The 18,388-nt window shown below is 63.5% G+C and carries 23 protein-coding genes; 5 read left to right on the top strand and 18 right to left on the bottom strand.

Features of this window, described 5'->3' with window-relative positions; genetic code table 11:
• Positions 1-180 precede the first annotated feature (180 nt).
• The 18 genes from GR303_RS13195 to flgF all read right to left on the bottom strand — a co-directional run bounded on the left by GR303_RS13195 (position 181) and on the right by flgF (position 14,631).
• A complete protein-coding gene (locus GR303_RS13195; protein ID WP_161722710.1) occupies positions 181-1,032 on the bottom strand; it encodes a CheR family methyltransferase in 852 nt (283 codons plus the stop codon).
• Positions 1,029-2,144, bottom strand: coding sequence for a protein-glutamate methylesterase/protein-glutamine glutaminase (locus GR303_RS13190; RefSeq protein ID WP_161722709.1), 1,116 nt, complete (start codon positions 2,142-2,144; stop codon positions 1,029-1,031). The genes GR303_RS13195 and GR303_RS13190 overlap by 4 nt, the downstream gene beginning before the upstream one ends.
• A 4-nt stretch (positions 2,145-2,148) precedes the next feature.
• Positions 2,149-2,532 (bottom strand): response regulator, encoded by a 384-nt coding sequence (locus GR303_RS13185; RefSeq protein ID WP_161722708.1) that lies wholly within the window; start codon positions 2,530-2,532, stop codon positions 2,149-2,151.
• Between the two features lie 31 nt (positions 2,533-2,563).
• Positions 2,564-3,013 carry a hypothetical protein gene (locus GR303_RS13180; protein WP_201752041.1) on the bottom strand — a complete coding sequence of 150 codons (450 nt, stop codon included), beginning with the start codon at positions 3,011-3,013 and terminating at the stop codon, positions 2,564-2,566.
• Positions 3,010-3,354 (bottom strand): flagellar protein FlgN, encoded by a 345-nt coding sequence (locus GR303_RS13175; protein WP_161722707.1) that lies wholly within the window; start codon positions 3,352-3,354, stop codon positions 3,010-3,012. The genes GR303_RS13180 and GR303_RS13175 overlap by 4 nt, the downstream gene beginning before the upstream one ends.
• A gap of 40 nt (positions 3,355-3,394) precedes the next feature.
• Complete coding sequence (locus tag GR303_RS13170) at positions 3,395-3,901, bottom strand: rod-binding protein (RefSeq protein ID WP_161722706.1); 507 nt, start codon at positions 3,899-3,901, stop codon at positions 3,395-3,397.
• Positions 3,902-3,953: 52 nt separating this feature from the next.
• Complete coding sequence (locus GR303_RS13165; RefSeq protein WP_161722705.1) at positions 3,954-4,352, bottom strand: hypothetical protein; 399 nt, start codon at positions 4,350-4,352, stop codon at positions 3,954-3,956.
• Between the two features lie 4 nt (positions 4,353-4,356).
• Positions 4,357-5,112 (bottom strand): flagellar biosynthesis protein FliR, encoded by a 756-nt coding sequence (gene fliR / locus GR303_RS13160; protein ID WP_161722704.1) that lies wholly within the window; start codon positions 5,110-5,112, stop codon positions 4,357-4,359.
• On the bottom strand, positions 5,109-7,184 hold the full coding sequence (gene flhA / locus GR303_RS13155) for a flagellar biosynthesis protein FlhA (RefSeq protein WP_161722703.1): 2,076 nt from the start codon (positions 7,182-7,184) through the stop codon (positions 5,109-5,111). Before flhA ends, fliR begins: the two co-directional genes overlap by 4 nt.
• Positions 7,185-7,264: 80 nt before the next feature.
• The gene (fliQ, locus tag GR303_RS13150) at positions 7,265-7,531 is read right to left on the bottom strand and encodes a flagellar biosynthesis protein FliQ (protein WP_161722702.1); all 267 of its coding nucleotides are present in this window, start codon (positions 7,529-7,531) and stop codon (positions 7,265-7,267) included.
• Between the two features lie 2 nt (positions 7,532-7,533).
• Positions 7,534-7,929 (bottom strand): flagellar hook assembly protein FlgD, encoded by a 396-nt coding sequence (flgD, locus tag GR303_RS13145; protein WP_161722701.1) that lies wholly within the window; start codon positions 7,927-7,929, stop codon positions 7,534-7,536.
• Positions 7,930-7,944: 15 nt separating this feature from the next.
• On the bottom strand, positions 7,945-8,367 hold the full coding sequence (gene flbT / locus GR303_RS13140; RefSeq protein ID WP_161722700.1) for a flagellar biosynthesis repressor FlbT: 423 nt from the start codon (positions 8,365-8,367) through the stop codon (positions 7,945-7,947).
• Positions 8,364-8,711 (bottom strand): flagellar biosynthesis regulator FlaF, encoded by a 348-nt coding sequence (gene flaF / locus GR303_RS13135; RefSeq protein ID WP_161722699.1) that lies wholly within the window; start codon positions 8,709-8,711, stop codon positions 8,364-8,366. Before flaF ends, flbT begins: the two co-directional genes overlap by 4 nt.
• Before the next feature lie 17 nt (positions 8,712-8,728).
• Positions 8,729-9,790, bottom strand: coding sequence for a flagellar hook-associated family protein (locus tag GR303_RS13130; RefSeq protein WP_161722698.1), 1,062 nt, complete (start codon positions 9,788-9,790; stop codon positions 8,729-8,731).
• Positions 9,791-9,793: 3 nt separating this feature from the next.
• A complete protein-coding gene (gene flgK, locus GR303_RS13125; protein ID WP_161722697.1) occupies positions 9,794-11,257 on the bottom strand; it encodes a flagellar hook-associated protein FlgK in 1,464 nt (487 codons plus the stop codon).
• A gap of 31 nt (positions 11,258-11,288) precedes the next feature.
• Positions 11,289-12,491, bottom strand: coding sequence for a flagellar hook protein FlgE (locus tag GR303_RS13120; protein WP_161722696.1), 1,203 nt, complete (start codon positions 12,489-12,491; stop codon positions 11,289-11,291).
• An 83-nt stretch (positions 12,492-12,574) separates the two neighbouring features.
• Positions 12,575-13,897: a flagellar protein export ATPase FliI gene (fliI, locus tag GR303_RS13115; RefSeq protein WP_161722695.1), complete on the bottom strand. Its 1,323-nt coding sequence runs from the start codon at positions 13,895-13,897 to the stop codon at positions 12,575-12,577.
• A gap of 8 nt (positions 13,898-13,905) precedes the next feature.
• Complete coding sequence (flgF, locus tag GR303_RS13110) at positions 13,906-14,631, bottom strand: flagellar basal-body rod protein FlgF (protein ID WP_161722694.1); 726 nt, start codon at positions 14,629-14,631, stop codon at positions 13,906-13,908.
• Between the two features lie 211 nt (positions 14,632-14,842).
• On the opposite strand from flgF, the gene motA reads away from it, so the two are divergent.
• From motA to GR303_RS13085, 5 genes are read left to right on the top strand one after another with little or no spacing between them, the layout of a single operon-like run.
• On the top strand, positions 14,843-15,724 hold the full coding sequence (gene motA, locus GR303_RS13105; RefSeq protein ID WP_161722693.1) for a flagellar motor stator protein MotA: 882 nt from the start codon (positions 14,843-14,845) through the stop codon (positions 15,722-15,724).
• 2 nt (positions 15,725-15,726) lie between these two features.
• Positions 15,727-16,656, top strand: coding sequence for a flagellar motor switch protein FliM (locus GR303_RS13100; protein WP_161722692.1), 930 nt, complete (start codon positions 15,727-15,729; stop codon positions 16,654-16,656).
• On the top strand, positions 16,637-16,951 hold the full coding sequence (locus GR303_RS13095) for a hypothetical protein (protein WP_161722691.1): 315 nt from the start codon (positions 16,637-16,639) through the stop codon (positions 16,949-16,951). The genes GR303_RS13100 and GR303_RS13095 overlap by 20 nt, the downstream gene beginning before the upstream one ends.
• A 12-nt stretch (positions 16,952-16,963) precedes the next feature.
• A complete protein-coding gene (gene fliN, locus GR303_RS13090; protein ID WP_246205501.1) occupies positions 16,964-17,332 on the top strand; it encodes a flagellar motor switch protein FliN in 369 nt (122 codons plus the stop codon).
• A 14-nt stretch (positions 17,333-17,346) separates the two neighbouring features.
• Positions 17,347-18,375 (top strand): flagellar motor switch protein FliG, encoded by a 1,029-nt coding sequence (locus GR303_RS13085; protein WP_161722690.1) that lies wholly within the window; start codon positions 17,347-17,349, stop codon positions 18,373-18,375.
• Positions 18,376-18,388: the final 13 nt, after the last annotated feature.

Below are 18,388 nucleotides of genomic sequence, written 5' to 3'. Positions count from 1 at the left end.
GGCGCTTATGCTTCTTTTCTACCGAGGGCCTTGCCTTGCGTCAAGCGCTAAGAACAGGCTTCGTGCGTTTTTCTTTGTTAACTCTTTTTTAACCAAGACGATCATCTTGCCGCCTCAAGTAAAAGCCAGTCGAGATCTTTGATCTGCTCTCGGCTGAAGACCGGCGGCAAGGCTCAAGCCCTACCGCACGGCCGATGCAAGCATGCGCGGCGCGCCGGCCCCGGACGTCTTCGTATAGAGGCCGCGATGGGCCGCATCGAGCGTCAGGGCATCGGTCACGCCGAGGATGGTCTCGGAGGCGCCGAGCAGAAGGGAGCCGTCCGGCGCCATCGTGTTCGCGATCCTGCGCAGCACATCAGCCTTGAGCGCCGCATCGAAATAGATCAGCACGTTGCGGCAATAGACGATGTCGAAGGTTCCCAGGCGGCTGAAATCCTCGATCAGGTTCAGGTACCGGAAGTCGACCATGGACCGGATCTCGGGGGAGATCTGCCACTGGTCCCCGACCTGGGCGAAGTACTTGACGAGCAGGCGGGCCGGCAGGCCGCGCTGGACCTCGAACTGGTTGTAGAACCCGGCCTTCGCCTTCTCCAGAACCTCGGTCGAGATGTCGGACGCGATGATCTCCACCTGCCATCCCGCCATGCGGGCAGCGGCTTCCTTCAGGAGCATGGCGAGGGAGTAAGGCTCCTGCCCTGTCGAGGCGGCCGCGCACCAGATCCTCAGCCTGCGGCTCGCCGCACGTTCCTTCAGGTACTTCGGCAGCAGCACGTCCTGGAACAGGTCGAACGGCGCCTTGTCGCGGAAGAAGAAGGTCTCGTTGGTGGTCATGGCCTCCACCGTCGCCTTCTCGAGGGCGGACGAGCGTCCGCTCCTGATCTCGCGCACCAGATGCGACAGGCTCTCGATCTTGAACCGGGAGCAGACCGAGCCGAGTCGGCTCTCCACGAGATACCGCTTGTCCGCGGACAGCGACAGGCCCGAGCGAGCTTTCAGAAAGGCTCGCAATGCTTCGAATTCCGCCTCGGTCATTTCGTCAGTCCTGAAAAGATGCTCTTGAGCGATGGGCCGATCGCCTCCAGGGGCAGCACTTCATGGGCTAGCCCCGCCTTCGCGATGCTGCCCGGCATGCCCCAGACGATGCTCGTCGCCTCGTCCTGGACGATGACGGTCGCTCCCTCGGCGACGAGATGGCGGGCGCCCTGCGTACCGTCGGATCCCATGCCGGTCAGCACCGTTGCCAGGGCCGAGGCGCCGAACACGGCGGCCGCTTCCCGGAAGAGCACGTCCACGGCGGGGCGGCAGAAGTTCTCGAGCGGCCCGTCGTTGAGCCGGATGACCGCCTTGCCGCCGGACGACGTCACGCCCATGTGCCGCCCGCCCGGTGCCACCAGGATCTGCCCCGGCGCGACGATCTCCCCATCCTTGGCCTCCCTCGCGGGGATTCGGAGCAGGGCCTCCAGATGGGACGCGAAGACGGCGGTGAACATCGCCGGCATGTGCTGGACGATCAGCACCGGGATTCTCGGCAGGATGGGCTTCATGTCCAGGAGAACCCGCTCGACCGCCCGCGGCCCTCCGGTCGAGGAGCCGATGAGGAGGCATTGCGGCTTTGCCGAGACCGGCCGCGCAGCCGGCGCGACGGCGGATGCGGGCAGCGGCGCAGGCGCCGCAACCGGGGGCCGCGCGATGCGGCTCCTCGCGTGTCCGAGGGCGCGCAGCTTCTCGATCAGCTCGCGCTTGAAATCCGTGGCTCCTCCGGCAACGCGCGCGGACTCGGGCTTCGCCAGGTAGTCGACGGCGCCGAGGGAAAGGCACTTCAGCGAGATCTCGGCATTGCGCTGGGTGAGGGTCGAGATGACGATGACCTTGCTCGCCGGATGCGCCTTGAGGATCATGGGCAGGGCCGCGAGCCCGTCGACCTCGGGCATCTCGATGTCGAGGAGGATGATCTCGGGCTTGGCGCGGCCGGCCGCGTCCACGGCCATGCGTCCGTTGGAGGCGGTTGCGACCACCTCGAAGCCGCCGGCCTCCGCGAGCCACCGGCCGATCATGCCGCGGATGACCGCGCTGTCGTCGACGATCATGATGCGGGTGGGGACAGCCTGCGCAGGCCCGGCCTGACTGGAGAGGGGAAGGGACATGGCTCTATCCTGCGGTTGGCGCCGTCAGCAGGCCCAATCCTTCGAGCTTTGCTGCGAGAATGCCCTTGTCAAAAGGCTTCATGATGTATTCGTTCGCTCCGGCATTGAGGGCCCGGGTGATGTACTGCACATCGTTCTCGGTGGTGCAGAACACCACGACCGGATGCTGCCCCTCCGGCGTTGCCCGCAGGCGCGTGAGGAAGGTGTAGCCGTCCATCACGGGCATGTTCCAATCCAGAAGGATCAGGTCGGGCATCTCCGCCTGGCAGGCGAGGAGCCCGACCTCCCCGTTCTCGGCCTCCGAGACCCGGAAGGAGAGGCTCTCGACGATCTGGCGGGACACCTTGCGAATGACCCGGGAGTCATCAACGATCAGGCAATGGTTCATAAAAAGTTCCTGGTTAGACCCGCTGCCGGAGTCAGGAGCGAACAGCGGACTTGTCGACGAAGTTGAAATTCTCGATCAGTATTTCTTTGACGATTTCGGCGCCCAATCGCTTGTTGACCTTTTCGCGCACGCTGCCGATCATCCCGTTCACGTTGTACCGGGACAGCTTCCTGAAATCGAGCGTGTCGTCGGCATAGACGTGGCGAAAGACCTCGTCCTGGATGAAGGCTTCGGGAGGAACCGAGATCTCGCGCAGGGTCTTCGCATCCGCCGTGAAGACCAGATTGGCGATCACGTAGCCCTGCACGGCGTTTTCCGCGATGATCGGGATGTTGACGGGCGGCAGCTTCTTGTACTGCAGCCCTTCATAGGTTCCCTTGTCCTCGGTCTGGGGCTTGCCCACCGTCCAGGTGATCGCCGCATAGCAGGACCCCAGCGTGACGGCGCAGACCCAGAACCCCGCGATGACGTTCTTGATCATCCGCCGTAGCCCGCCTTGTTGATATGGGCGGAATAGGTGCTGTCGGATTCCGCGTTCTGGATCGCGGTGGAGATGATCGTCGCCACCTCCTGCACCGCCAGCATGTGCCGGCGCAGGATGTCCTGGTTCTGCTCGATCTTCTCCTTGAGCCCCTGAAGGCGCTGGGTGGACTTAGGATCCAGGGTAGCGATGTCGGCCGTTCTGACGATCCGGCTGATCTCGAGGAGGCACTGGCTCTTGCGGCGGTTGAAGTCGTCGAGATTTGAGAGATCGCGGGCCATGAGCGCCGATGTCTCCATGTCCAGCGTCTCCTCGAGACGGTCCAGCGAATTCATCAACATCTTACAGATCCTTCTTCACGGCGTATGTTCAGCTTTGCGGTCAGGCCTTGTTCGGCATGCGGGCGACAGGATTGGGTCCCATGGGCGAAGGCGCGCCGCTGCCCTGAGGATCCGGCCGGTTCGCGCCTAAGAGACTCTTCGCAATTCCGATCCCGCCTGCCCTCGAAATCTGCGCGCCGATCTGCTCGGCCAGCATGGATTTCCAAATGGAGCCCGCAGTTCCTTTTCCGTAGGTGCTCTCCGCTTCCTTCGGGAGCATGGATTCGACGAAGGTCTGCAGGATATAGGCCTCGAATTCCTGGTGCGCCTGCTTCGTCTTCTGCGCGGCGGTCGACTCGGCATCGTTGCGCAGGGCGTTCCGGAGCGTATAGACGTCGCTTCCCGCCATGAGCGGACGCCCGGCTACCGACTTGATGGCATCCTCGAAGCTTGCGCCGTCAGCCGGCGCGGCGCCGTCCAGGAGCTTCTGCGTCGCCGCCTGGTAGCGGGCAGGGTCCGCCGCGCGGGCGACATCCTGGACGATATCTGAGGGAAGGCTGATCGCCATCTCGATTCCCATGGCTCAAGGAGATGATGAAGAAAGGTTTACCGCGTCTAGCTTACGGGAAGCTTGCGCTCTTGCCCCTCGCCATCGCTTCCAGGATCGAGGCGAGGCTCTTCTTCTCGTCGTCGCGCCGCTGCTGATCCTTCAGACCCGACAGCATCTTCTCCGTGCGCTTTGCCTGCATGCCGCGGTCGAGCGCAACGGCCCTCTGCGCGGTCTTCGCCGTCTCGACGCGGGTCTCCTGAGCCGCCAGCGCCTGCAACCGCCGGGAGGCGACATCCACGAACAGGCCGTGAAGCGTCTCGTGATCGTTCATCGTCTCGATGATCGCCTCCTGCGCGGCCTTGAGCTCCATGGCCTCGCGCTCGAGCTTGGACAGCTTCAGTTCGGCCTCCTTCTGCAGGTGCTTCTGCACCTTCAGGATCCGGTCGATCTTGCGAACGCGCTGCTTCATCGGTCTATCCGTTCCTCAGCCAGGCGGAGAACGCTTCCATGAACAGGAGAATGTAGTCCTGAGTGGCGAAGTACAGGACGAACAAGCCGCCGATCATGACGAAGGGCGTCGCCAGGAAGTACACGGGGATCTGCGGCACCAGCTTGTTGGTCAGCCCGACGGCGAGGTTGACCACGACGGAGTAGAGAATGAAGGGGCTGCTGATCCTCAGGGCAAGCACGAAGGCCGCTCCGATCTGGTCGACGAGCTGGGCAAGCGACACCTGCGTGCCCAGCCCCTCGCCTACGGGCAGTCGGCCATAGGATTCGACGAGGCCGCGGAGAAACTCCCAGTGCAGGTCGGAGAGGAAAAGCACCGCGGTGGCGACGATCATGATGAACGAACTGATCGGGGGAAGCGGCTCCGCCTCGTCGATGGGCGCGCCCGGCATGCCGCCGAGGCCGAGCGCCATGGCGATGCCGCTCACAAGGGTCTGGAGCGCCAGGAAATAGACGCGGCCCAGGAGCCCGATGAGCAGGCCCGTCAGGGTCTCCGAACCGATGGAATAGAGCATGGCGGCGGGAACCTGGGATCTCACCTCCGGCCCGATCCTGTCCAGGAGGGCGGGAGCGAGCGCCAGGCTCGCCGCCAGGGCGATGAACAGGCGGATCTGAACGGGGATGCGGTTGCTCGAGAAGCCGGGCGCGATCATCAGGCACCCGCCGATCCGGCAGAAGATCAGAAAGATCCCGAGCAGGATCTCGGGAGCCTGCAGGGTCACGAGATGGTACCCAGCGAGTTGATCTCGACGCCGCGCGCGATCTCGAGGTGGGACAGGACCGGCAGGGACGAGAACATGCGCTCGATGATCATCCGAACATAGGGGCGTGCATCGGGAGCCGTCACGAGGGCGAAGGTCTCGACCTGCCCCATGCGCTTCTTGATCGCCTCGGAGGCTTCCGCGCCGAACTGCTCGACCAGCCGCGGATCGATGTCGAACTCCACCACGTCGCCCTTGGCATCCCGCTTCAGACTCTGGTGGAAGGCGATATCCCACTTGTTGCCGAGGCGCAGGACGTTGAGGGCCCCTCCCCCGGCGAGATCGCCGCAGATCTGTTGCGCGATCCTCACCCGCACGTGCTCCACCAGCTGCTCGGCCCGACGGGCATGGGGCGCGATTTCCGCAATGGCTTCCAGGATGAGGCTCAGGTTCCTGATGGAGACCCGCTCCGCGAGAAGAAGCTTCAGCACCGCCTGCAGGCCCGAATAGGAGATCTGCGACGGGCAGATGTCGTCAAGGAGGCGCTTGTACTCCGGCTCCAGGCCGTCCAGGAGGTTGCGCACGTCCTTGTAGGACAGGAGCTGGGGAAGGTTGTTGCGGATCACCTCGCTCAGATGCGTGAGTAGAACCGAGGCGCCGTCGACCGCGGCGAAGCCCTGCCGCTTGATCTCGTTCAGGTAGACATCGGACACCCACAGGGCCTTCATGCCGAAGGCGGGCTCGCGCACCTCGTCGCCGGGAACGTCCGGAACGGGACCGTCGCCGATGACCACGAGCAGGTCGCCCGGTCGGACCTCCTGCGTGGCGACCACCGTGCCGTGGATCTTGATCTGATAGCTCTTGGGCGGGATCATCAGGCTGTCGGAGAGCTTCACGTCGGGGAGGACGAAGCCGAAATCCTGCGCGAACTTCTTGCGCATCTTGCCGACGCGGTGGGCGAGGTCCCCATGCGAGCTCGCGAGATGGGACGCCAGATGCTTGCCGAGGCAGAGCTCGATCTCCGCGATCTTGAGGGATTCCTTGACCGAGTCCCGCGACTCCAGCAGGTTCTTCTGCGCCTCCTGGGCGATCCTCGCCTGTTCCTGCGCCTCCTGGTTCGCCCTCTGCTTCGGGATCGAGTAGGCGATGAAGCCCATGCAGCCGCCGAGCAGCAGGAACGGGATCATCGGCAGGCCGGGCACGACGGCGAAGACGAACATGAGGGCCGAGGACACCATCAGGGCCCGCGGATAGGCGCCGAGCTGATCGAGCACGGCCTGCTGGGCCTGGCCGCGCGTGCCGCCCTTCGACACCAGAAGGCCCGCAGCCAGGGACACGACCAGGGCCGGGATCTGGCTCACGAGACCGTCGCCCACGGAGAGCTGGGTGAAGACGTCGGCCGCCTTGGACAGGGGCATGCCGTGGCGGGTCACGCCGATGATGATGCCGCCGAAGATGTTGACCGCGATGGTGATCAGGCTCGCCACGGCCTCGCCGCGCACGAATTTCGAGGCACCGTCCATGGAGCCGAAGAAGGCGCTCTCCTCCTCGAGCTCCCGGCGCCGCTTCTGCGCCTCCTTCTCGTCGATGATGCCCGCCGACAGGTCCGCATCGATCGCCATCTGCTTGCCGGGGATGGCATCGAGGGTGAAGCGGGCGCCCACCTCCGCGATTCGGGTCGCGCCCTTCGTGATGACCAGGAAGTTGACGGTGATCAGGATGATGAAGACGACGATGCCGATGACGAAGTCGCCGCTCATCACGAACTGGGAGAAGCCGCTGATGACGTGGCCTGCCGCATCCACGCCCTTGTGCCCGTCGGACAGGATCAGGCGGGTCGAGGCGATGCTGAGGGCTAGCCGCAGCAGGGTCGCGATCAGGAGGACGGTGGGAAAGGCCGAGAACTCGAGGGGCTTCTGGATCCAGAGGGCCACCATCAGGATGAGGACGGAGAGCGCGACGGAGAACGCGAGCCCCATGTCGATCAGGATCGGCGGGATCGGCAGGAACAGGATGGCGAGGATGCCGACGACCGCACCCGCAAATGCCAGGTCCCTGCTACGAGGTTGTGGTGTGACGACGCTTGCTTCCATGTGCCTATCAGCTCAGCGAAGAACGATGAGACGGATCAATGCACCATGAAGCTTGCGCGGAGGTCGCAACAGGATTCCGGCTAGAACCCTGTTACGATCCGGTCGTAGACCAGCTCCGTGAAGGCGAAGATCTGCGACCCCACGAAGGAGCCGGTGACCAGGGTGACGACCAGGATGGCGATGATCTTCGGGATGAAGGTGAGCGTGACTTCCTGGATCTGCGTGAGGGCCTGGATGAGGGCGATGACGATGCCGATCACCATGGCCGCCGCGACGGCGGGACCCGCCGCGATGATGACGGTCCAGATCGCGGCGCGGACCAGCTCGAGGGCGTCGACTTCGTTCATGGTCAGCTCACCACGATGCCCGGGCCCAGAAGGATCTCGGAGCCGTTCGAGAGTTTTGCAAGCGCACCCTCGCTCGTGATCATGACCGACGAAACCTGGCCGGAGACCTTGCCGTCGGCCGAGGTGACGGTCCGCCCGATGACGCTGTCGGCCTGCAGCAGGGAGGACGAGGCCAGCAGCGCGTCGAGCTTCGCATTGCTTTTGACCGTCTGCTCGACCTGGGAGAACGTGGCGAGCTGCGCCATGTACTCCGTAGACTTCATCGGCTCCGTAGGATCCTGATTCTTCATCTGAGCCATCAATAGCTTCAGGAAGTTCTCGTAGGTGGCCGTGGAGGGGCTGCTGGCGGCATTGGCCCGCTGGGTTGCGGCGGCTCCCGAAATGGATGTCACATTCATGATGGCGCTCCCGGTTCAGGCGGCCTGGATGGCAGCGGAGGCTTCCGCCGCAGGTTCGGAACGCTCGATGGGCTCGAACAGGGTGCGGATCACCTTGAGGGCCTCGAAGGCCCGGTTGGCCTCGACGAACTCGCCGGCCTTTCTGAGCGAAGCCTTGGTCTCCTCGTCCGCCGCTGTCTCGATGAGCGCGTTCTGAAGATGACGGAAGGCTCCCATGACCTTCTCGGCTTCCTGAGGATTGATGAGGATCGACTGCACGACGAAGTACAGCTGGCGCATGGGCGTCGTCGCATCCGTGATCTGGAGAACGTGGCTTTCCAGAAGGAAACGTGCCTCGTTGAGAAGGCTCAAGGTCACCTTCTGGCTCACCGTCAGCACGGCTCCGTTGATGAAGATCCGCTCACCCGCCTTGAGTGAGAACCGCATCTTGGCTTTCATTTCAGACCCTCCTGGATCATGGTGTTGATGTCGATCAGGGCTTCGAGGCTGTTGTGCTCGCCCCGCACCACGCGGTCCGACTCCCGCATCACCCAGAGGCCGATGGAGATGAGCTGCCCCTTGAGCTGGTCGGGAAGGCCGTTGTCGGGGTGCCCGAGATCCTTGATCAGAAAGGTCCAGAGCCGCTGAAGGAAGACGATGGCCTCGATCATTTCCCGGGACTGCGACGGCATTCCCTCGGCAGCCTTCATCAGCTTGATCGCGCGGTCGAAGAGCTCATACTCACGCTGCCGGCAGTCCCTGGACGAGTCCTCGATGACTTCAGCATAGGAAAAACGATACATTACTGACTATCCTGCTTTCAGATGAACTTGACCAGGCTGAGGTTCTTCAATTGCGCCGTCAGGGAGTAGGAGGTCTGGATCTGGGTCATCAGCTGATCGACCCGGATCTTGGCCTCCGCCGTGTCGACGGCTTCCAGGTTGGTGATCTTCTCGTCGAGGATCGTCTTCTGCAGGCTCATCCGCTCCATAGCCTGCTCTGTCTTCTCCTGCACCACGCCCAGGCGCGACTGGACCGCGGTGATGTCTGTGACAGCCTCGGAGAGGGTGTCCACGATCCTGTTGACCAGAACCTCGCGGGTCTGCTCGTTGAGGTTCTCAAGCCCCAGGTCGAAGGTCATGGTATAGGCCATGGCCAGCTTCCGGAACGCGCCCTCGTTGGCATTGACGGAGGTCTCGACCTTCTCCTTCGTCGAGATCTGGCTCTGGATGTTCTGGCTGGATGCCCCCGACCAGTTCGTCCAGTTCGCCCCCTGGAAGAGGTTGCTGAACGCACCGTCCAGGAAGGCCTCCATCTCGGCTGGCGTGATGGCTGAGACCGCCGCGGCGCTCTGTGCGAAGCCGAAGCCCGCGGGAGGCGGCGCAGCGAAGGCCGCATCGAGTGCCGCCTTGGCCGCGGAGGGCGCAGCGCCGTTGCTGTAGCTCGCGACCGGCTTCTCCTGGGTGTTGAGTCCGCCGAAGATGTATTGCTCGCCCACGTTGCTGTTGAGAGAGGCGATCATGTTTTCCAGGCTCGTCCGCGCCTGATGCTTGATCGCGTCCACGCTCGCCGCCCGGATCGGGGTTGCGATGAGCGCGTCCCTGAACTTGTTGGCGTTGCCTCGGATCTGGTCGAGGGCCGTCGTCGTCGACTTCATCCTGAGCAGAGCGGTGGTGTTGCTGTCGATCAGCGCGTCGAACTCCGCCCTGTTCTGGCGCAGCGAGAGGGTCTGCCCGGTCTTGTAGCCAAGCTTGAGGCCCACATCGGCCTCCCGCCCCGAGACCAGCTCCTTGTTGGCCTTGATCAGGTTCGTCTGAAGCTTGTCGAGAGTCGAGTTCGATGACTTCCAGAGCGTCATCGTCGAAACGAAGGAGGTTCTCATGGCTTAGTTGACCGCACCAAGGAGGGTTTGCAGCATTTGGTTGATCACGGAGAGAAGCTTCGCCGATGCCGAGTAGGATTTCTCCAGCTGAAGCATGAGCGCCGTTTCGTCATCCATGTTGACGTCGGTCGCGTTGGACAGAGCTTCGGAAGCAAGCCCGAGAAGCGTCGCCTTGTACTCGACGCTCTGCGTGGTGCTCTGGCGCGTCGCCTCGAGCCAAGCGCCGGACGACGAAGCGAGCCCCAGGAGCGAAGCCGCGTCTCCGAAGCCGAGACCCGGATCGATGGGCCGCCGGGTAGACATTTCCTCCGTCAGCGCGGACAGCCGCTCGGAGAAGGCTGCGTTGGCGTTTCCGGCAGGATTGTAGGTGTAGTCGGCGCCGTTGATGCCGCCATCCCGGATGTTCTCGTACTTGCCGCCCTTCAAGGGGTCGACTGCGCTGTTCACGGCGATCCTTGCGGCGAGACCGGCAGGCGCGGGAGTTCCCGGCACTCCGGCTGCTGCGGGAAAGGTGAACAGGCCCGGCATATCGGGCTTCGCCGCCGGCGTCTGGTCGCTTTCGGCAAAGGCCCGGATCAGACCGCGCGCCAGCTCGTCGAGCTGCTGCTGATAGGTGACCGTGATGTCGTCGCGAAGGCTCACCAGGCCGACGAGGTTGCCGGAATTCAGAGGCATGGCGGCGCCGGGTCCCGTCACCCGGATGCCGTCGATGAAGACATCCGCCCCGGCCATCCCCGGAGCGAAGGCGCTCGTCTGGGTGAACGTGACCGGCCGCGCCAGCCTGTCCACCAGCGGAACGCCGCTGTCGGTATAGAGGGCGACATCGTTTCCGGCCCGCGGCACGACGGTGACTCCGATCTCCTCGGAGAGCTGCGCGATCAGGCTGTCCCGGGTGTCCATGGCGTCGCTGACATCCGCGCCGAGGGCAGCACCGCTCATCACCTGCTGGTTCACCTTCTCGAACTTGGTGAGCAGATCGTTGATGCGGGCGACCGAGTCGGCAATGCCGCGATCGGCCTCCTTGCGCAGCGACTGGATCGCCGCCGTCGCATCGTTCAGGCTGCCCGCCATGTCGTATGCGGATTTGACGAAAGCTTGGGCCAGATCCACGTTGTCGGGCGCATTGGCGTATTGCTGAAGGGCGCCGTTGAGCACCCCGATGCGAGCGGCCGGAGACTGGTCGAGCTCGGGGTCGCCGATCGTCTCGCTGAGCTTCTTGAGGCCTTCGAGCAGCGCCTTCTGGGTCGCCGCGTCGGAGGTGGTCTCCAGCATCTTCGACAGCAGGGCCCTGTCGCTCGCCCGGAGAACCGTCACCCGCGCTCCCCCGGCCTCGGTGGTCAGGGCGCCGATCTTGCGGGAGTAGTTCGGGTCGGACGCTCCCGCCGTGTTGCGGGAGACGACCGCCATCTGGGACTGGGATGCCTGAAGCGACGAACGTGCCGTATTGTAGGCGACAGACAGTGACATGGTCAGCAAGCCCGGGGCATGAGGGGAACGGTTACCGCTTCAGGTTCATGAGAACGTCGAGGAGTTCCGAGCCGGTCTGGAACACCTTTGAGTTCGCCGTGTAGCTGGTCTGCGCCTCGATCATCGCGGTCAGCTCGGTTCCGATGTCCACGTTGGACCCTTCCAGGGCGCCCGATGCGATCGATCCGAAGCCGGAGGTCTCCGGGAAGCCGACCTGGTAGCCGCCCGAGCTCGCCGTCGTCTCATAGACGTTGCCGGCGCGCGGCGAGAGGTTGTCGGGGCTCGGAACCGTGGCGAGCGGGATCCGGTAGGCGGCAACGCGCGAGCCGTCCTCGTAGACGGCGTAGACCGTGCCGTCGGAGGCGAACTCGGCATCCTTCACCGCGGAGGGGGCATTGCCGTTCGCAGTGCCCGTGACGCTGTAGTCGCCGGCGAGCTGGGTCATGCCCTTCATGTCGAGATCGAACGTCTCGCCGCCCGGGATGCCGAAGCTCAACACGGTCGGGCCCGTGATCTTGCCGTCGGCGTCGAAGTCCAGGTTCATCGTCGTGGTGCCGGTCAGAGGCGCCAGCGGATTGGTGCCGTTCGAGACGGTGATGGTCCATGTGTCCGCGTCGATCTTGGCGAGATCGATGTTGATCTTGATGGGATTGCCCACCTTGTCGAACACCTGGAGCGAGGATTGCTTGCTCACCGCCGGCGGAACCACAGGCGGCTGGGAGAAAGGAAGGTTTCCGTTGAAGGTACCCTTGGTCGATCCTGTGGCCTGCATGCCGAAGGATGACATGTTGACCGGCACGACGCCGTCGAGGCTGTTCAGGGACGGCGCGGCCGGACCTGCCGCCAGGCTGTAGCCCATCAGGGTGAAGCCGGCCGCATTGACGAGGTTGCCGCTCTTGCCGTCCACCACGAAGTTGCCGGCGCGGGTGAGATAGGGAGAGCCTCCCGGATCCGAGACGACGAAGAAGCCGTTTCCGGAGATCGCCAGATCCGTTCCGGACGTGGTGTAGGCGATCGGCCCCTGATCGGCGATCGTATAACGGACGCGGCTCGTCACCGATCCCGAATTGTAGTTGCCCTCGCTCGAGGGCAGGATCAGGGACGAGAACTCGGTCGAGGCGCGCTTGTATCCAGTGGTGCTCGAGTTCTGGATATTCTCAGCGACGGTCCCAAGCTTGTTCGACTGGGCATTCATGCCGGACACGCCGCTACGAAGGACGCCATAAAGACTCATGAAAAGCTCCTACGGTTTCAGGCTGAACTAACACCACGACGCTTGTGCGAGGCTGTTGTTTGATGGGTGTGGCTGCTCATGGGCTACTGCTTGAGGGCCTGGGCCAGATCCATGAACGCGTCCCGGCTCGCGGGCATCGAAGGATCCTGGCGCAGGGCCTCATAGATCTTGGGAACGATCACGACGGCCTGGTCGAGCTCAGGATCGTTCCCTGGGTTGTAGCCGCCCATGAGGCGAAGATCCCGCGTGTCCTCATAGCGCGCGACCATGCCGCGCAGACGCCGGACCAGCTCCTTCTGGTCCGTCGACCAGACATGGTCGGCCAAGCGCGAGATGGATCCCAGGAGGTTGATGGCCGGGTAGCGCCCCTGATCGGCGATCGCGCGGTCGAGCACGATATGACCGTCGAGCGTGCCGCGGATGCTGTCGGCCACGGGATCGTTGTGGTCGTCGCCGTCGATCAGTACGGAGAAGATCCCCGTGATCGAGCCCTTGCCTTCGGCGCCGGGTCCGGCGCGCTCCAGCAGCCGCGGCAGGTCGCTGAAGACGCTCGGCGTGTAGCCGCGGGCAACCGCAGGCTCCCCGGCCGCCAGCGCCACGTCCCGGGCCGCATGAGCGTATCGCGTCACCGAATCGACGATCAGAAGGACCGACTCGCCGCAATCGCGGAAATACTCCGCCACGGCGACAGCCGTCCGCGGGGCCTGGCGCCTCATCATGGGGCTCTCGTCGCCGGTGGAGACCACCATGACGGACTTGTGGAGATTGGCCTGGATCGGCCCTTCGAGAAACTCGCGGACCTCGCGCCCGCGTTCCCCGACCAGGGCCACGACGATGGTGTCAAAACCCTCGCATTTGGCCAGCATGGTGAGGAGCGTGGATTTCCCCACGCCCGATCCCGCGAAGATGCCGATGCGCTGGCCCTGGCAGATCGGCGTGAACAGGTCGATGGCGCGCACACCCGTCTTCAGCGGCTGCTTGACCCGTGAACGGGCCATGGCAGAGGGGGGCTCGGCATCGTTGTGGACGGGAATGGGCCCGGGAACCAGAGGCCCCAGCCCATCGAGCGGCTCTCCCAGGGCGTTGATGACACGTCCCCTCCAGCTGTGATCGGGATGAAGGCCCGTATCGCCGACCACGAAGGCCGGCATCCCCAGGCCTGCCTCGATCCGGCCGTTGAAGGGCTTGACCGTGACGCCCCCATCATCGATGCGGACCACTTCTCCGACCTGGGTCTTGCCCTGGCTTAAGAAGCCCACGCGATCTCCGAGCCTCACGAACCGCGAGAGGCCGGACACCCTGTAATAGGTTGGCGTCACCTCGCGGATGATGCCGCTGATCTGCACCTTGCGCCGCCCCGTTCCCTCGGCGAGAACAAACTCCTCAAGTGCCTGCAGAGCGTTCATGGCGTTCATCAGCTGCTAGGTCCGAGGGTTCTGATGGCGTCCATCAGGGTCGATTCGCTCTCCTGGATCGTGGTCGCGGCGCTCTCGAAATTCCGCTGGACCGCGATCATCTTGGTCATCTCAAGCACCGGGTTGACGTTGGAGCCTTCGCTGTAGCCCTGCTGCACGCCGTTGGCGTTGAAGTCCTGGACGAGCTCACCGGGAATGCTCGAGGTGACGCCCGAATTGCCGAACCTGGCCAGCTTGCTGTCGGCCCTCAGGGTGAACAGGCCGATCGATCCAACCTGGTTGGCGCCCTGGGTGATGGTTCCGTCGCGGCCGATGGTCGGGGCTCCGGCGTTCGGATCGAGCGTAATCGGAGCGCCGCCGGCATCCAGAACCGGATGCCCCTCGAGGGTCAGCAGGTCGCCGTTCTCGTTCATCCGGAAGCGCCCGTCCCGGGTATAGACCGGGCCGCCGGGTCCATTGAACGCAAACCACGCCTCCCCCTGGATCGCGACGTCGAGAGGGTTGTCCGTCTTCACGATTGGCCCGGTGCGCCGCGAAACATAGTTCTGACCGGATGAGGCGAAGGACACGCTCTCCTTCGCGGCCAATGACAGGATCTCCTCGAACTTCACCTCATCCGCGCGGAAGCCGCCGGTGTTGATGTTCGCAACGTTGTTCGCAATCGTGTTGAGGCGCTTCTCCATGGCCACCTGGGCCGACAAAGACACATAAAGCGAGGATTGCATCTCGGAACCTGGACCTGCATGTCTCGTGGGATCTGGCCATCATTGATGGAGCGGTGCCCGACCTGAGGAGGCCCCAACCCGTCCAATGGCCATGATGGGCAAGCTGTAAGGTAAGAGCCTTGCACGAGGCTTGCTCGCGACTTTCCAGCTTCGCACAAGCCTCCGTCGGTAAGACAGCCTTAAGAGAGTGGAAATCGAAGGGGCTTGTACTTTGGGCGTCTTGATCGGACTGGCAGTTGCCATCGGCTCGCTCGTCAGCGGCTACGTCGCCATGGGCGGGCATCTGGCTGTCATTTGGCAGCCCTGGGAATACGTCATCATCTGCGGCATCGCGATTGGCACCTTCATCATCGCCAACCCCATGTCCCTGGTGAAGGACACCGGCCGCGCAGCTCGCGAAGCCATCACCGGGGCTGTGCCCAAGCGGGAGTATTACCTGGAGATCCTCGGCGTTCTCTACGCCCTCATGCGGGAGTTGAAGAACAAGCCGAGGAACGAGGTCGAAGCCCACATCGATCAGCCGGAGGAATCGGAGATCTTCAAGGCCTTTCCGGCAGTTCTCAAGGACAAGGACCTCACCCTGTTCATCTGCGACTATGCGCGTCTGATCATCATCGGCAATGCGCGCCCCCATGAGATCGAAGCGCTCATGGAAGAGGAGATCGCAACCCTGAAGCGGGACCGCACGAAGCCCTACTACTCGCTCTATGCGGTGTCCGAGGCCCTCCCGGCCATCGGCATCGTGGCGGCGGTGCTCGGGATCGTGAAGGCGCTCGGCGCCATCGACCAGGCGCCTGCCATCCTGGGCGGCCTGATCGCCTCGGCCCTCGTCGGCACATTCGTCGGCATCTTCATCTCCTATGCGTTCGTGTCCCCGCTCGCCAACAAGGTGAAGGCCACACGCGAGAAGCAGACCCGCGTCTACGTGATCGTGAAGCAGGCGCTGATCGCATACATGAACGGCGCCCTTCCCCAGATCGCCGTGGAGCACGGCCGCAAGGGCATTTCCGTCGAATACCGCCCGACCATCGATGAGGTCGAAGCTGCAACGACCACGGGCGGCCGCACCGAAGAGCTCAAAGAGGCAGCCTGACCATGAGCGGAACACACAGCGCTACCGATATCCGGGACATGCTTCTGGACTCCGCCGGGCTCTCGCTCGACCGGCTTCCCATGCTCCACGTGATCTTCGATCGCATGACGACGAGCTGCGCCGAGCACCTGCGCCACATGGCGGCCTCGCCGATGTACTACTCGCTGAGCGGGCTCGAGAGCGGCCGCATCACCGAGATTCTGGAGATGTACGAGGCGAACGCCGTTGCTGGCATCTTTCACGCTCCCGAGTGGGACAGCCATATCCTGATCGGGTTCGACCGGGATTTCATCTATACCATGGTGGAGGTTCTCTTCGGCTCGGATGGGTCTGAGCCCCCGGTCGAGGAGGTGAGAGGCTTCTCGAACATCGAGCTGCGGATGGCGCAGACGCTCTTCGAGCAGATCGCCAAGGCCCTGCAGGCATCCTTCTCCCTGGTGGTCGACACGAAATTCAAGCTGGAGCGCATCGAAACCCGCATGGATTTCGCGGTGATCGGGCGTCGCAACAACCAGGCGGTCGCCGCCAAGTTCCTCCTGCAGGCGCTCAACCGCGGTGGCGAAATGTTCGTCATCATCCCGCAATCGGTCCTGAATCCGATGCGAAAGGCGTTGTCCCATGTGGTGACGGGCGAATCCTCAGGCCGGGACCCGCGCTGGATGAAGCAGATCGCGACCGAAGTGAAGAAAACCGAAGTCACCCTCAAGGCCGTTCTCGAAGAGCGCTTCCTCACCCTTGGCGAGATCGCCGGCCTGAAGGTCGGAGACGTGATCGAGCTGCAGGCTACGCCGCGAAGCCGCGTCAAGCTCGAAGGCAACCAACAGGGGCTCTTCTGGTGCCATATCGGGCAGTCGGAAGGATCCTATGTGCTGAAGGTCGATGAGCTCATCGATCAGGAGAAAGAATTTCTCGATGATGTCCTCCCTCGCTAACGCCGTCCTTTTCCTGGCCCTTGTCACGACCAGCGTCATGGTTGCGGTCATGTACCGGAAGCTGAAGAGGCTGGACCAGTATCACAGGGATTACCAGCAGATCCTCGACAAGACGGGCGCGGCCTTGCAGAACGCCCAGCAGGCGGTGGCAAGCTTCGGCGCCGAGGGCAAGGAGACCCTTGCCTTGCTTGGAACACGCATTGAAGAGGCGAAGGCCACCATTCAAAAGCTAGAGGCTCTCAACCGCGATACCCGCCGGGAGATCTCCCTCCATTCCGGCAGCTCTCACTCGTAAGGTCCAAATCCGATGACGAACCCTTTTGACACCAACTCCCAAGAGAAGGTCCTGTGGCAGCAGGAGAGCAGCCTCGGGCGCGGCCTGGACGGCCAGGACGACAAGCTCGGCTCCGGCCGCAATCTCGATTCGATCCTCAGGATCCCGGTCACCATCCAGGTGGTTCTGGGCTCGACGACCATGCCCGTCGCCAACCTGATGAAGCTGGGCCGCGGGGCCATCGTGCCCCTCGATCACAGGGTCGGCGAACCTGTCGACGTGGTGGTGAACGGCCGCACCATCGCGCGTGGCGAGGTCGTCGTCGTGGAGGACGACAACTCGCGCTTCGGCATTTCTCTCACGGAGATTGTCGGACCGCCCACGAATGATCTCAACGGATAAGATGGCAGCAGCGTATGGCCGCGCATGTTCCTATGAAGTCTAACGGCTCCAAGGTCCTGAAAGGGCCCGAGAGGGTGGCGACGCTGCTCTTCGCCATGGGCAAGCCCGCCGCCGGCAAGATCCTCAAGCATTTCAGCGAGGATGAGATCCGCCTCGTCACCAAGTCGGCCGCCATGCTCGGGCCGGTCTCCCCCACGCAGATCGAACAGCTGGTGGAGGAGTTCGCGGCAAACTTCACGGATGGAGCGGACCTGGTCGGCGGAGCGGCCCACATCGAGAAGCTTCTGACGGGCATTCTCAGCCCGGAGCAGATCGCCAGCATTATGAACGAGGTGGTGGGCAACGCGAACAGAAGCATCTGGGAGCGGATCTCGACCGTCTCGGAAAGCGCGATTGCGTCCTATCTGATGAAGGAGCACCCGCAGACGGCGGCTCTGATTCTCTCCAAGGTCAAGCCGTCCTGCGCCGCGAAGGTCATGGCCCAGCTGCCGCAGCCGCTGCGCAACAATCTCATGCGCCGCATGCTGAGCATGAAGCCGATTGTGGACGAGACCATGAAGAACATCGAGAAGACGCTGCATGAGGACTTCATGGCGAACTTCTCGAAGAACGCCGGCGCGGACACCCATGCCAAGATCGCGGACATCATCAACAAGATGGAACGCGAGCACATGGAGGACGTGCTCAACAACCTCTCCTCCGTGCGCCCGAAATCCGCCGAGATCCTGCGCGGCCTGCTCTTCACCTTCGACGACATCGTCAAACTCACGCCGAAAGACCGCACGACGCTTTTCGACCAGGTTCCGCCGGATCGGGTCGTGCTCGCACTCAAGGGCACGAACGAGGAATTCCGCAAGGTTGTTCTGTCGGCCCTTTCATCGCGCGTTCGCCGCATGATCGAGCACGAGCTGAACAGCAAGGAGCCGTCCGCCCACCGCGACATTGCCGAGGCGCGCCGTGCCATCACGGATCTGGCCCTCGAAATGGCCGGCCGCGGGGAGATCGTCATCAACTCAGAGGCCGAGGATGAAGCCTACTTTTAGACCGTCGGCCTCT

Source organism: Microvirga arsenatis (genome assembly GCF_009910705.1).
GTDB lineage: Bacteria > Pseudomonadota > Alphaproteobacteria > Rhizobiales > Beijerinckiaceae > Microvirga > Microvirga arsenatis.
Note: the sequence above shows the minus strand (reverse complement) of the source record. Positions and strands in the feature narration are given on the sequence as shown.